The organism is Desulfogranum aggregans (assembly GCF_055398265.1).
Genome location: NZ_AP042447.1, coordinates 1,818,713 through 1,832,901, shown reverse-complemented (window position 1 = coordinate 1,832,901; position 14,189 = coordinate 1,818,713). Strand labels below are relative to the sequence as shown.

General features: G+C 51.4%; 10 protein-coding genes. 6 read left to right on the top strand and 4 right to left on the bottom strand.

All coding sequences use genetic code 11. The features are described from left to right. Positions 1–1,089: 1,089 nt before the first annotated feature. Positions 1,090–1,617, bottom strand: coding sequence for a superoxide dismutase family protein (locus ACZ52Z_RS08350; RefSeq protein ID WP_464270277.1), 528 nt, complete (start codon positions 1,615–1,617; stop codon positions 1,090–1,092). A gap of 751 nt (positions 1,618–2,368) precedes the next feature. On the opposite strand from ACZ52Z_RS08350, the gene ACZ52Z_RS08345 reads away from it, so the two are divergent. The 6 genes from ACZ52Z_RS08345 to ACZ52Z_RS08320 all read left to right on the top strand — a co-directional run bounded on the left by ACZ52Z_RS08345 (position 2,369) and on the right by ACZ52Z_RS08320 (position 10,681). Continuing rightward, on the top strand, positions 2,369–3,580 hold the full coding sequence (locus ACZ52Z_RS08345) for an ISL3 family transposase (protein ID WP_464268293.1): 1,212 nt from the start codon (positions 2,369–2,371) through the stop codon (positions 3,578–3,580). 459 nt (positions 3,581–4,039) lie between these two features. Then, entirely contained in the window at positions 4,040–4,204 is a 165-nt protein-coding gene (locus ACZ52Z_RS08340; RefSeq protein ID WP_464270276.1) for a hypothetical protein, read from the top strand. A 117-nt stretch (positions 4,205–4,321) separates the two neighbouring features. Next, on the top strand, positions 4,322–6,193 hold the full coding sequence (locus tag ACZ52Z_RS08335; RefSeq protein ID WP_464270275.1) for an SLC13 family permease: 1,872 nt from the start codon (positions 4,322–4,324) through the stop codon (positions 6,191–6,193). Between the two features lie 137 nt (positions 6,194–6,330). Next, positions 6,331–7,653, top strand: a complete 1,323-nt coding sequence (mgtE, locus tag ACZ52Z_RS08330; RefSeq protein ID WP_464270274.1) for a magnesium transporter — start codon at positions 6,331–6,333, stop codon at positions 7,651–7,653. A gap of 31 nt (positions 7,654–7,684) precedes the next feature. Continuing rightward, complete coding sequence (locus ACZ52Z_RS08325) at positions 7,685–10,360, top strand: cation-translocating P-type ATPase (RefSeq protein ID WP_464270273.1); 2,676 nt, start codon at positions 7,685–7,687, stop codon at positions 10,358–10,360. Between the two features lie 135 nt (positions 10,361–10,495). Then, positions 10,496–10,681, top strand: coding sequence for a hypothetical protein (locus ACZ52Z_RS08320; protein ID WP_464270272.1), 186 nt, complete (start codon positions 10,496–10,498; stop codon positions 10,679–10,681). A 96-nt stretch (positions 10,682–10,777) separates the two neighbouring features. Here the strand turns inward: ACZ52Z_RS08320 and ACZ52Z_RS08315 are convergent, their stop codons facing one another. The 3 genes from ACZ52Z_RS08315 to ACZ52Z_RS08305 all read right to left on the bottom strand — a co-directional run bounded on the left by ACZ52Z_RS08315 (position 10,778) and on the right by ACZ52Z_RS08305 (position 14,091). Next, positions 10,778–11,458 carry a S1 family peptidase gene (locus tag ACZ52Z_RS08315; RefSeq protein WP_464270271.1) on the bottom strand — a complete coding sequence of 227 codons (681 nt, stop codon included), beginning with the start codon at positions 11,456–11,458 and terminating at the stop codon, positions 10,778–10,780. 58 nt (positions 11,459–11,516) lie between these two features. Next, positions 11,517–12,401, bottom strand: coding sequence for a glycine betaine ABC transporter substrate-binding protein (locus ACZ52Z_RS08310; RefSeq protein ID WP_464270270.1), 885 nt, complete (start codon positions 12,399–12,401; stop codon positions 11,517–11,519). Between the two features lie 64 nt (positions 12,402–12,465). Beyond that, entirely contained in the window at positions 12,466–14,091 is a 1,626-nt protein-coding gene (locus ACZ52Z_RS08305) for a BCCT family transporter (RefSeq protein ID WP_464270269.1), read from the bottom strand. Positions 14,092–14,189: the final 98 nt, after the last annotated feature.

Sequence of the window (14,189 nt, the reverse complement as noted above, 5' to 3'; positions counted from 1 at the left end):
CTGGAGAATTTGTGGGTAAAATCGCCATTATCGCAGGAACCACATGTACTGTTAACCCCACACTATCGTATGGCAGTTAGCAACAAGGCAAACAGGTGGTAAAGGCCAAGCCCGCTCCGCGGGTGCTCCGCAGCCTTGACAACCTGTTTACTTGCCGCTGCACCTGTGGGTGCCAATGGCGGAGGAACGCCATTTTTTACCTCCGGAAAAGGAATATGAAATTAACGTTCAAAACGAACAGCCTTATCTCGAGGCTAAATTGTTATCATATTAACCAGTTATATAAATCTGGGTGAAAATCTACCCACAGATTTGTCGGAAGAGGCGTTTTTAGTACAGAAAACGGCTGCAGACAGGTCATTTGAGGTATGATTTAACCTTATCAGCAATTTCTGCAGAACATTAACCTGCCTCTGAAACATCTATCTTAAAGCCTGTTTATAGGATGATATAAACGGCACCTTCCTCCTCTTTCCTTTTTTCTCGTTGATACTGCAATATTGCCAACCAGAGCGCCTCTCCACTCCCTTTGTGTTAGATGTATGACGGTGAACCGACCAATAGTCATGAAATTGGAGTAATATTTTTGGGAAGATATGGCGTTGAAGACCGACTTGGCAGCATCGGTCATGGACAGTAAAACATATCAAGTGTTTTGCTTCAGATGGAAATGGATTTGTGACCTTCGACTTGCCAATATCAAGCTCATAGATCAGTTACTGAAAGTACGGATTTAAGTTAAGTCTACGCTCAATTCCAATTTCCATAAGGCCATCTTGATATACTCTTTGGATATATATAGTCGGAAGTTACTCCATTCCTGATCAATTCTGTTTGTTCAATGGCATCTAATTTCGGTTGCAACAGTGATGGTAATTTTGCTAGGGGGTACCAGAAGGAGTGAAGCGGGCATTCCCCAAAGCCTATAGACAAATGGGCAAATGATTGATCAGCGCATATTCACTTTTATGGTTGGCTGAAAATCGAACGAGGAGACTGCCACCGGCGCACCGGGCAATCCTGTTCACTGTCCTGGTCGAAAAGATTGTGGAACAAGATTGCCATTTTTTTTGCGCGTAAGCGACATTGCTACATTTTGCTTTTCTTGATGACTCCGCAGGCGATTCGTTTCCCGCCACGTCCGGCAGGGTCTGTTATATAGTCATCCGGATTCTCATGAATGACAATGGCCGTTCCAGACTCCGGGAAAAGTGTGTTGTCTGCATTGTCGTCCAGGCTCACCAGAGATGTGACCCATTCATAGCTGGTAGTTTCGCCCACAGTGATATTGGGCATATCTCCAGCGTGGGGGCCCATGCTGTTTAGAAAACCGTGCTTTCTGTTGCCCGGGTTGTAATGTCCGCCTGCCGATTTGAAAGACGGCGGCTCGCAGACTCCGGTCCCGTGGATGTGGAAAGCGTGTATGCCGTGAGCGAGCCCAGTTATTTCAGCCATTATTTTTACGCCGGAACCTGTTGGGGTAAACCAAACTGTACCCACATTCTTGCCATCCGTTCCCTGCAGAAAAGCTTGAGCAGCATAATCTGCCGACTGCGCCGTTAATTGGAAGCTGAGAACAAATCCGATCACCGTGACAAAAAAAACAATATTTTTCATGCATTCACCTTTTTTTCTAGGATTACGGCGTTGGGCCGGTTTTTGAAGAAGCTATTCAGTTAATCGTCGAGCAGCCTTATACTTCCTTTCTAATATTCTATCCGTTTAACATTGACTAAAATCTTTTTTAAACACCAAGACAGATTTGTATGATGGCAAAGGCTAGCACATTGGCTATATCAACCATTTAAGCAGGTCTGCAAATTCACCTTCTTCGTTGAACAGTTTCGTGTTTTCTTTTGGAGAGGAAAAAAACTTACTGACAATATTGATTCATAAACACTCTCAATGCTCTTTTCTTAAAATCAGAAAGGTGCAAAAATTTCAAGCCATACCTCGAACAATGGTCCCAGAAGACAACCTGTGATACAAGAGAACGGAAAATCACATCGTGATTTCCAAAAACTAAATCAATTCGGAGAGTTTTGCACGTCACGTCTTTTTTTACGCCTTGTGCGTAAAACCCTAAACCCCCCTCGCTTAGATCCCTTACGGTGGGGACACCCTTTATTATATCTTCCTCAAAGTTTATAAGAATATCTTCACCTTTCTTTATTAGGTAGCGGTCATGGTACCGTCGATCCACAGGCTGTAGATAATTATCCATAGCAAGTCCTTTTGTACTCAGGTGTTGAACCAATTTTTTTCGGGTCTTTGTCATAGTTGCAGAAAGTAAAGAGGGGTTGACTGGCTGAAAACTCATCCATATCAGATAGTTTCTCACATTATTTGATCATGGAAGGTTTCAGTTATGTCCAATCACCCCTCATTACGCTGTTTATACGATTTTCCAGGCTGGGTCATCCAGGAAATGAAAGTGTTGCCAGAAGTGGCCGTTATCAAGCTTCACCGAGATAAACGGCTCACCATTTACTGTCCTCACTGCATACGAAAAGCCGGGTTGAACAGAAAAGTTTCACAAATAGCATATGACCTGCCCATTGGGCCGGTCAATCTCGTCATGGTTCATTATGAGGCTCTACAGGGATATTGCAATCATTGTAAAGCCCACTTTACTCTTCATCCACCTGGTGTTGAGGGTTATGCTCATGCCACCAAACGACTGATGCACTATGTGTGTAAACTCTGCAGGTTTATGCCAGCCAATAAGGTCCCATATTTCCTGCCTATTTCAACTAGCACTGCCAGGAGATGGGACAAAAGGATACTGGCCAAACATTTACCACAACCAGACCTGGATAATCTGCGAGTTCTTTTAATTGATGAAAAATCAATTGGCTCAGGCCACTCATACATGACAGTCGTGATGAATGGCGATACCGGCGAAATCCTGCACCTTGCTGAAGGTAAAAAGAAAAAATCTCTGGAGTCTTTTTTTCAAAAGCTCTCTCCTCGGCAAATCAAGAAGATAAAAGCAGTTGGTATCGACAGGGCCGGGGCCTATAAAGCTGTTGTCGAAGAGTATGCACCTAAAGCACAGATTGTTTATGACAAGTTTCATATCGTTGCCAATCTCAATACCGCTGTTGACGAGGTTCGACGCAATGAATGGCGCAATGCAAACAAGGATGAAAAACGTTTCATAAAAGGGCAGCGTTTTAATTTGCTCCGTAACGCACAGAACCTGAAAGGTAACCAGTGCGACAGGTTGGCAGCATTATTTGAAGCCAATGAATCCTTGTTGCAGGCCTATCTCCTTAAAGATGCGTTCAGTACCTTGTGGACCTATGTTCGCCCCAAATGGGCTTCAAAATTTCTCGACAACTGGATTGAATGGGCCAAGGAAACCGAATTAAAGCCCTTGGTGAAGTTCGCTAAAGGGGTAGATCGAGACAGAAAAGAGATTCTGGCTTGGATTAAACACAGGGTCACTTCTGCAAAACTCGAGGCATTCAATGCTACAATCAGCAGGATCGTAAAACGGGCATGCGGCTACCGTGACCTCGACTACCTTTATTTAAAAATCAGACAGGAAGCTTCACCCCCTGTTCTGCAACTATGACAAAGACCCTTTTTTTCTGGCTTAATACTGCAATTACATAACAATAGTATATGGTCTGGTGTATTGAGAAAGCAAGGGAACTGAGTGGTATTTGATCACATGAGCAAAAAAATGACCTTAGTAGAAAGATTAATCCGATGTCGCAGCTGGAAATTCAAACCTTCGATATGGTAAGGTTAATAGACGGTGAAAATGCGACGGTTAACCTTTTACTGTGCATCACCGGTTTTGCTATTCAAAAGGTTTGAACCGCTCCTTACACACGCCCAACTTTAGAGCAACAGGAATAGTATTAACCGGTTGAGAAAAGAGGGAATTGAAATCTTCGAATTGGCAGTGTTAACTGCAATAAAAAAGAGCTCGAACAGAAGCGCGTATTAAGTCATGATGTCAAAAAAGATGCGTCAAGTGCCGGCGAACACCTGGTCAACAACAAACATGTGAATGAAAGGAACAGGCATGATTATGAAACTCGACGTCATCGTTATGGGTGCTGGTTCGGTGGGGCTGGTTGCCGTGCGACAGATCAAAAAGAAAAGCGATAATTTTATTTTGATCAACCATGGCACCAATGGCGCAACGTGTGGCAGGGTAAGCTGCATGCCTTCCGAGGCGCTGGATTGAAAAAACTTGGTAGCGGCTTTTTTCTCACCATCGCTGCTTTTTGTTGCTGGGTGAATTTTCATGGAACGGCAGGTTTTGTGACTCTTTTTACACTCTACATAAACGCTGAGAGTGCTCATGACAAATGATCAATGGATAATTTTGTTAATCGGGACGGCTACTATCGCTATGTTTTTTTGGGGACGCTGGCGTCATGACATGGTGGCAGCCGGTGCACTGTTAGGTTGTGTGCTGGCCAGACTGGTCGCTCCTGGCGAGGCGTTCACCGGTTTTGGCCATCCGGCAGTGATCACCGTGGCCTGTGTTCTGGTTCTGAGTCGTGGTCTGCAAAACTCGGGGGCGGTTGATGCCTTGACGCGCATCATGTTGCCTGCCAACGCGGGGCGTCTCGTCAGTCTTGCCGCGTTAATGGGGCTCGGCGCCTTGTTGTCAGGTTTTATGAATAACGTCGGTGCCATGGCACTGTTGATGCCGGTTGCCATCCACCTGTCACAGCGGCTCGAACTATCCCCCGGACAGGTGCTCATGCCGTTGGCCTTCGGTACTATCCTCGGCGGTATGACTACCCTGATCGGCACCCCCCCGAACCTGATCGTTTCCGGTTTTCGTGCTGAAGCAGGGTTGGGCAGTTTTGCCATGTTTGATTTCACGCCAATTGGTGTGGCCGTTGCCCTGGCGGGCTTGTTGTTCGTTACACTCATCGGCTGGCGCCTGGTGCCAGCGCGCCAACAATCAGGCATCGAAGAATTCGAATCCGGCGCCTATGTCACTGAAGTTCGGATTCTGGAAGGGAGTAAAGCCGACGGCATGAGTCTGTGTGAGATTGAGACTGAACTCGTTGAGGTCGACACGCAGATCGTTGGCCTGGTACAAAAAGAGGTTCGGATCATCGCAGCAAACCCCGCCCGCAGAGTGCATAAGGGTGATATCCTGATGATCGAGGCCGAAGCAGACTCGCTGACCGATGTTCTGTCCATTCTGGGCTTGAAGCTCGAGGAGTCGATCGACTCCGAGAACTCTGACGAAGACGAAGATTCTGCTCCAGCGGCGGATGCCGCGACCAAAAGCCAGGCCGAGCAGCGAAGTGCCGACAGCGAAGAAGAATCCACCTCTGACACTCTAGAGAAATCCGGCGAGATTACCTTGATGGAATTAGCTGTACTGCCGAGCTCGCCATTATCCGGGCGCTCGGCCAGCGACATCCTGCTGCGAACACGTTACGGGATCAATCTGCTCGCGCTTTCCCGTGATGGCATACGATCAATGAAGCGTCTTCGATCAATTGCCCTCCAACCCGGTGACTTGTTGCTGATGCAGGGTCCACCGGAGTCGATTGCCGAATTTGCAGGTGACAACGGTTGCGTGCCGCTGGCCCAGCGAGATTTTCGGATTCCAGACAAGCGCAAAGTTATTGAGGCGAGTCTGATCATGCTCCTTGCAATCGGCGCTGCCGCCTTTGGTTTCCTGCCGGCTGCCGTGTCATTTTCGCTGGGCGTGCTTGCTTCGATGGTGCTGCATACCGTGCCGCCACGGCAGGTCTATGAGTCGATCGACTGGCCAGTGATCGTGCTGCTAGCTGCCCTTATACCGGTTGCGGGTGCGATGGAAACCACCGGTACAGCAGACCTTATCTCACGGTTTTTGATAGAGAACGTGGCACAGGGGCATTCCATTGCCGTCCTGGCACTGATTCTTGTGGGCACAATGTTTCTCTCCGACCTGATGAACAATGCCGCTACCGCAGCGGTCATGTGTCCTATTGCCATCGGAACCGCTTCGACACTGGAGGTGAGTGCTGATCCTTTTCTGATGGCCGTAGCCATTGGCGCTTCCTGCGCGTTTTTGACACCGATCGGGCATCAGAACAACACCCTGATCCTTGGTCCCGGCGGTTTTCGTTTTGGTGACTACTGGAGGATGGGCCTGCCGCTGGAAATTATCGTGACAGCTGTTTCAGTGCCGATGTTGCTTTTTATTTGGCCTTTTTGATCCTTATGCAGAAATATCGATTGAAAATTGACCCAATCAATGACAAGCCTGTACCAGGCTAAAGAATCCGGTCGTGATCAGGTAATCGCTGTGGCCCGACTTTAGCTTATCGAAAAGACTGATCAGCAGAGGCTACCTTGAAGACTGAAAAAAAAAGCAAGTATAAAACCTCCAGTGAAATCAACGCCTGGCTCAGAGACAAAACACCGCTGCAGATCGCTGAAGAGACAGCCCGCATGGAACCTGGCCAGCAGGAGATCATTTTCCAGCAGATCAGCCGGGACCTGGCGCTGGATGTTTTCAAACAGCTCAACGTTGCTCAGCAGGAGCGATTGCTGGCTGTGGTGGAGCGGGAACATGCGGTTTTTCTGGTGGAGGAACTCGATCCCGATGACCGGGCGCGGCTGTTCAATGAACTGCCCGTTGATGTCGCCGCAACATATCAGGAGGAGCTGAGCGCCGAGGAGCAACGCCTGACCAATCAGCTGCTCAGTTATCCGGAAGAGTCGGCCGGACGCATCATGAGCCCGGAATTTCTTGCCCTTTGCCCAGCGCAGACGGTTTTGGAGGCGCTGGACTACATCCATAAAAACGGTCACAAGGCCGAAACCGTTCACACCCTGCCGGTAACCAATGAGCAGAAGCGGCTGGTGGGCTTATGCGAACTGAGCGATCTAGTCCTCGCGAATCGCGAGAACCAGGTATCTAAAATCATGCATAAAAACCCTCACTTCGTAAAACCGGACGCTGACCAGGAAAAGGTTGCTCGCCTGCTACAGGCAGCGGATCTGCTGGCCGTGCCGGTCGTTGATGAAAATGAGATGTTGTTGGGGATCGTGACTGTTGACGATGCCATGGATATTCTGACATTGGAGGAGAGCGAAGACCTGGCCCGCTCCGGCGGAACCGAACCCTTAGGGCGGCCCTATTTTTCCGTTTCCGATTTTCGCCTGGCGAAGTCGCGGGTGCTATGGCTGGTGGTGCTGATTGTCGCAGCAACCCTGACTGTGCAGGTGCTCAACCTGTTTGAGGCGACGCTGGAAACGGCGGTCAGTCTGGCGCTCTTTATTCCGCTGTTGATCGGCACCGGCGGCAATGCCGGCGCTCAGTCCTCTACCACTATCGTACGCAGCATGGCCGTCGGTGACGTACTGCCGAGGGACTTTGTCAGGATCATCCTGCGGGAGGGGCGCGTCGGGCTGTTGCTGGGCACTATGCTGGGCCTGCTCAGCTACCTGCCAGTCAGCGTGTATGCGGGACAATCGTTGGCTCTGGTGGTTTCGCTGACCCTGGTTTCCATCTGTGCCCTGGCCTCTGTGGTCGGATCGATGATGCCTCTCATTGCTCGCTTCATAGGGGTCGATCCAGCGGTGGCCAGTGCTCCTTTTGTGACGACCATTGTCGATGCCAGCGGCCTCCTGGTATATTTCCTGATTGCCAAGGCAATTTTGAATTTTTAATTGAATATTGATGTGTTAGATCAGGAAAAGAATGCTAATGCCTATAAAATCCATGGAAAGAAAAGAGAAGAATAAAGAACAGATTCAATCCCCATGGAATCTTTCGGCAAAGAAAGTTGCCGAGCAGTTTGAACTTGATCCGGATCAGGGCCTCAACAAAGAAGAAGCCGGCAAGAGACTCCGCTCATATGGCCCCAACCGGATGCGTCAGAAGCAAAAAGTCACTGCCTGGCAGCTCCTGGTTAATCAGTTTAAGAGCCTGGTGATCATCTTGCTCGGCATCGCTTCTGTTGCAGCGTTTTTGTTCGGTGAATGGCTGGAAGGTTTTGCGGTGGCGATTGCGCTGCTGCTCAACGCCGCGATTGGTTTTTTCACCGAACTCAAGGCGACCCGCTCCATGGAAGCGCTGCACCGCCTGGAGCAGGTTACCGCTCGCGTTCACCGGGATGGGCAAAACAGCGAAATCCCCGCAGCCGAGCTGGTGCCGGGAGACCTGGTGCTGATCGATGCGGGGGATCTCGTCCCGGCTGACTTGCGGATAATCGAGGCGAACCGGCTGCGGGCCGATGAATCCGCTCTCACGGGAGAATCGGTCCCGGCCTACAAAATGACCGATCCACTCGATCAATCCACGCCTCTGGCCGAGCGTGTCAACATGCTGTTTAAAGGCACCGCCGTCACTTCCGGTTCGGGAGCCGGTATCGTCACAGCCACCGGCATGGGCACGGAACTGGGGGCCATCGCCGGCCTGGTACAGGGGACGGAAGATGAAATGACACCACTGGAAAAAAGACTGGAGCGGTTGGGCCGACGGCTGGTGTTGCTTACCCTGGTGATGGGCGTTGTGGTGGCAGCAGCCGGGTTGATCGGCGGGCGGAACGTCGTGCTGGTGATGGAAACCGCCATCGCCATGGCCATCGCAGCCGTCCCGGAAGGACTGCCGGTGGTGGCAACTATCGCCCTGGCGCGAGGCATGTGGCGCATGGCCGAGCATAATGCGCTGATCAGTCGCCTCTCCGCGGTAGAAACCTTAGGGGCAACAACGGTTATCTTCACCGACAAAACCGGCACCCTGACCGAAAACCGCATGCGCGTACGCCGCTTCATCCTATCCGGCGAGGAAATCGAGATCGATGAAGATCAGACTCCTGACCCGGAACAGGACGTGCGGCTGCAGAAAATCCTGGAGATCGGCGCGCTCTGCAACAACGCCTCCCTCAACCAGGAAAAGGAGATAGGAGATCCCACCGAAACCGCCCTGCTGCGCATCGCTGAGGAAGCGGGTGTTCATCGTCAGCAGTTGTTGGAAGAATATCCCGAAATCCGTGAAGAAGCTTTCAGTGCCGAAACGAAGATGATGGCCACCTTTCACGAACAGGAAGGCAAGATCCTGGTGGCCGTCAAGGGCGCGCCGGAAGAGGTGCTGGAGCGCTGCACCCGCGTAGCCGGTGGCGATGAGCTAGTTGAACTGTCTCAGGACACGCGCAATGAATGGGTGGAGGAGAACCGATCGCTAGCCGAAGAGGGGATGCGGTTGATTGCCCTGGCATATAAAGAGGCTGACAGCAAAAGCTCTGAACCCTACGCCGATCTGATCCTGTTGGGATTTGCCGCCCTGCACGATCCGCCCCGCAAGGATGTTCCAGACGCCCTTGAAGCATGTGCCACCGCTGGCATACGGGTCATTATGGTTACGGGTGATCACCCGGCCACCGCCCTAGGGATTGCCGCGGCAGTCGGCCTTGAGGCAGATGAATCCAAGACCCTGAAAGGAGATGTCCTGCAGGGTACGGACTCTCTTTCGTCTGAAGAACTGGAAAGAGTTCTGAACGCTTCGATCTTTGCGCGGGTCACACCTGAACAGAAGCTCACGCTGATTTCACTTTATCGGGAAAGGGGAAAGATTGTCGCCATGACCGGCGACGGAGTCAACGATGCACCGGCACTGAAAAAAGCCGACATCGGTGTGGCGATGGGGAAGCGCGGCACCCAGGTTGCCAAGGAAGCTGCCGATATGGTCATCAAGGACGACCGCTTCAGCACCATCGTTGTGGCAATCCGCTATGGGCGGGGTATTTTCAACAACATCCGTAATTTTATCTACTATCTGATTTCCGGCAATGTCAGCGAGGTCGCCATCATTACTCTGGCGACCCTGGTCGGGGCACCACTGCCGCTACTGCCGCTGCAGATCCTCTATATTAATCTGATCGGTGATGTTTTCCCCGCCCTGGCACTGGGAATGGGGGATACCCGAGCGCAGATCATGCAACAGCCGCCGCGTGAGCCCAAAGAGCCGGTGTTGACGCGTCGCCACTGGCTGGGAATCGGAGGGCACACACTAGTGTTCACAATCGCAGTATTAGGTGCTTTTGCCGTGGCACTGGTTCTCTGGGAAGTTTCCGCCGAACGTGCCGTTACCATCTCGTTCTCCTCCTTGGTGCTGGCGCGCCTGTGGCACGTCTTCAATATGCGCGACCCCGCAAGCCCGTTGTTTCGTAACGAGATCACCACCAACCCTTACATCTGGGGCGCGATCGGCATTGGTCTGGGGTTGCTGCTGTTTGCTATCTATCTACCCGGACTCTCCAACATCCTTGGTCTGGTTGCACCAGACACTCAGGAATGGCTGCTGATCCTCACGGCCAGCCTGATTCCCTTGTTGGTTGGTCAGGCAGTGAAGCTGCGAACCCGATTTACAAGGTGAGCTAATTTTTATAGGGGCAGGAACCTGTACGAATCCGCTGTTTCGAACAGCCTATCATTGAAAAGGACATCAGTATCACGCAAACCGTCTCGATTGGATTGACCGAAGTGAATACCGAATATATCAGTAACAGCAATGACGCCGTTTACCGCTGGATCGACGGCCCGTGGCCAAGGGAGGTTGGTCACCCTGATTCTGGAAGACAAACGGGGCATCGCTCCGCCCCGCAAGATGCAGGAGGTGAAAAACGCCCTGACCGCCTATCACAGGTTCGACACCTATCCCCTCAGTGAGCTTGCCGGGATCTGGCCTGAAAGGTAAACGTACCGGCCAGATTCATATCAGTGACATTGCACCATCAAGTGAAGTTTTTTTCACTTCACGAGGCTTCTTGGATTCAATGAACATGTCGCTTTTTTAATGGATATCTAGTTTCACTTCTTCCATCAGGGCGATCCCGTAATCAATAGCCACGGCATAAGAGAAATTCGTGTTTGCTGTGATCGTCTTGCTGCCGTCGGTATAATCTTTCGCGGCTTCCAGTGGATCGAAGCGACCGCTGATTATGCCGATCACAAGGCCGTCTTCAACACCGACCAAGGGACCGCCGCGATCACCATCGTGGATCATGGTGTCGAACAGCAGAATTTTACTCTGGTTACGTGATAAAACTTTACCGCTGGTTACGGCGGAACTGGTCACCAACGTGTGCAGTGTTTGGTGACCGAAGGAAAAGCCAAGCGTCATCACCTGATTGCCGACCAGTGTGCTCTCTGCAGTGCCGATGAAATGATCCGGCAGCTGCATTTCGATTTCCTGTTGCATTTTCAGCAGAACAATATCCCGCTCAACATCACGCCGCACCACTGCGACCGGAATCGAGGTGACAGTTTCCTGGTTGATGGAGGTGAATTCGTTGCTCGGTTCGGCAGGCACGACAATCAGCTGTCCCTCCTGTGGTATAATGTGCGAAACGCTCAGTAAATAGCCCTCTTCATGGACCAGAAAAGCTGTTCCCAGAAACTGAACCGTTTCGCCATCGCGGCGAAAGATCATCATGCAGCCACCGCTGAATTTTTGAAAAACTGTTCCTAGCATATTCAATTCTCCTTTGTACTGTGCCGTTCTCAGTATGTTGCCACCCAATTTCAAAAAGCTACTTGTCCAACCAGTCAGCAGCTCGGTCGGGATACATCCGCAGCCAGCGCAAGGCTTTTTCGTAAGGGAAAAGTCCTTGATCGGACTGATTCCAGATCATGTATTGGGAGGCTTCCTCAGGTGTCCATGAAAAATGGTCCAGAAAGGCATAAGCCTCCGGCATGGCCTCACGTAGGCCCGGGCGAACCATGGTATGAATGTCTTCGGTGCCACCGAAGACATTTTTCGGATCTTCCAGGAACTTGAGCTTCCAGCGTGCGAACATCCAGTGTGGAGTCCAGCCGGTTACGACCAGCCAGCGTTGTTGGCGGACGGCATTGGACAGTTCAGCGGTCATTGACACCTCACTGCCTTCTACCAGTCGATAGTCTTCCAGACCGTAGGCCTGCAGGGCTTCAACCGTTTTTTTCATTATCCCGGCGGCAGGGTCGATGCCGATGATATGCTTGCGAAACTGTTCGGCGTACGTTTGCAGATCGGGAATCGATTCGGCCTTGATAAGAGAACGGGCGCGCTGGCCAAGTCCTCCGGTCTGACGGCCGACACTGACATCGGGGACGACCAGGCCGATGCGCGCTCCGCGCAGATTAGGGCCGAGGTTGACGAGCCGGTCCTGATATTTGGCAAGGTAGTGTTCATGGGTCGTCGGCAGCCAGGCAGAAAGCATGGCATCGACGCGGCCTTCAGCCACCGCTTGCCACATATCATCGGCGTCCATGCGCAGCAATTCGACCCGGTAGCCGAGTTTTTCCTGCAGCACTGCCTGTACCATATGAGCACTGGCGATAGAAGACGACCAGTCGACATAGGCCAGCCTGATTGTTTGCTGAGCCAGACTTGATGTCGGTAGCAGCAGGATGTTGGATAGAAGTAAAATCGACAATGTGTATCGCAACAGAGCTATCATCTTATCCTCCCATGGAATAGCTGGAACTTAAAAGGGCTGCTTACCAGAAACGGCGCCGACCATAAGTCGGCAGCTTGGCAGTTGGCTTGGTGCGGAATTCACGCGTCTTGGTTTTCCCGATCGACAGCTCAAAACTCTGCCCTTCTTTGTATTCCGCCAGCCCTTTGTGGAGAGCGACGCACATTCCCAGAAGAATCACTGAAAAGGGTAACCCGGTGGTTATTGCCGCCGTTTGCAGGGCAATCAGGCCACCGCCATAGAGCAGTACTGCGGCCACGACACCCTCCATCACTGCCCAGAAAATCCGTTGAATGACCGGTGGTTCTGGATTGCCGCCGGCAGTGATGATATCGATCACCAGCGAGCCGGAGTCGGACGAGGTTACAAAAAAGGTGATAACGACAATCACGGCCAATAATGAAGTCACCGATTGCAACGGGTAGTGCTCAAGCAGTTTGAACAGTGAGACCGGAACGTTTTCCTGAACCGCCTTGGCAATATCTCCGGCGCCGAACATTTCAATATTGATGGCGCTGTTACCGAACACGGTGATCCAGACAAAAGTAATAAACGTAGGCACCAGCAGCACCCCTTTGATGAATTCGCCAACCGTTCGCCCATAGGAAACCCGAGCGATAAACATGCCGACAAAAGGCGACCAGGAGATCCACCAGCCCCAGTAGAAGATTGTCCAGGACTGTTGCCAGTCAGTTGCTTCGTAGGTTTCGTTCCAGGTGGCCAGCTGCGGCAGGTTCTGAATGTAGAAGCCGATATTCTCCATCAGTGCCTTCATGATGAACAGGGTCGGTCCGAGCAGCAGGACAAACAGCATCAATCCTGCAGCCAGGTAGACGTTCATCTGGCTGAGGAACTTGATGCCGCCTTCAATGCCGCGCACCACCGACCAGGTTGCAACGGCGGTTATGGCAACGATCAACAGCACCTGAACCGTGGTGTTCTGGGGAATGTCGAACAGATGATGCAGGCCCGCATTCACCTGTTGGACGCCAAGGCCCAGGGATGTGGCTACACCGAACAGGGTGGCGACGGTGGCCATAATGTCGATAATGTTGCCGATAGGGCCGTAAATCCGTTCACCTAACAGCGGATAAAAAACCGACCGGATCGACAAGGGTAAACCCTTGTTAAACGAAAAGAACGCCAGGGACAGGCCAACGATAGCATAGATGGCCCATGGGTGCAGCCCCCAGTGCAAAAAGGTCAGGTCCATGCCGACCCGAGCTGCCTCGGCTGTACCCGGTTCGACCAACGGCGAGGCGACGAAGTGAAACATCGGTTCGGCAACTCCGTAAAACAACAGGCCGATCCCCATTCCGGCGGAGAACAGCATGGAAAACCAGCCCAAGGTGGTAAATTCCGGTTCCGCCTCGGCACCACCAAGGCGGATTCCCGAAAAACGTCCGAGCAGCAGGGATATCACATAGACGAGGATGATATTCATCGTCCAGACAAAGAACCAGCCGGTATACTTGCCGATGAAGGCCTGCAGGTTGGAAAAGAAATCATCTACCGTCGATTGGAAGATCAATGTCAGCGCAACGAACATTATGATCATCCCACCGGAAACGAAAAATACCCAGGGATGGACATCGAGGTGAAACCAGCCTTGATCGTCGGTCGAGTTGTTTTGCTTGTTATTTTCCATCGCAATTCCTTTCAGTCGCCGAGTAAACAATGCCAATACGATATTCCAGCCGGCAGCTATAGGCAGCATACTACGGCAGAGTCAGAGATTTATAACAG

Bases quoted from the DNA above. Each gene is read 5' to 3' on its own strand.
- ACZ52Z_RS08305 (WP_464270269.1), bottom strand. From the start codon at position 14,091: ATGGAAAATAACAAGCAAAACAACTCGACCGACGATCAAGGCTGGTTT.
- ACZ52Z_RS08315 (WP_464270271.1), bottom strand. From the start codon at position 11,458: ATGCTAGGAACAGTTTTTCAAAAATTCAGCGGTGGCTGCATGATGATC.
- ACZ52Z_RS08335 (WP_464270275.1), top strand. From the start codon at position 4,322: ATGACAAATGATCAATGGATAATTTTGTTAATCGGGACGGCTACTATC.
- ACZ52Z_RS08345 (WP_464268293.1), top strand. From the start codon at position 2,369: ATGTCCAATCACCCCTCATTACGCTGTTTATACGATTTTCCAGGCTGG.
- ACZ52Z_RS08340 (WP_464270276.1), top strand. From the start codon at position 4,040: ATGATTATGAAACTCGACGTCATCGTTATGGGTGCTGGTTCGGTGGGG.
- ACZ52Z_RS08320 (WP_464270272.1), top strand. From the start codon at position 10,496: ATGACGCCGTTTACCGCTGGATCGACGGCCCGTGGCCAAGGGAGGTTG.
- ACZ52Z_RS08350 (WP_464270277.1), bottom strand. From the start codon at position 1,617: ATGAAAAATATTGTTTTTTTTGTCACGGTGATCGGATTTGTTCTCAGC.
- ACZ52Z_RS08325 (WP_464270273.1), top strand. From the start codon at position 7,685: ATGCTAATGCCTATAAAATCCATGGAAAGAAAAGAGAAGAATAAAGAA.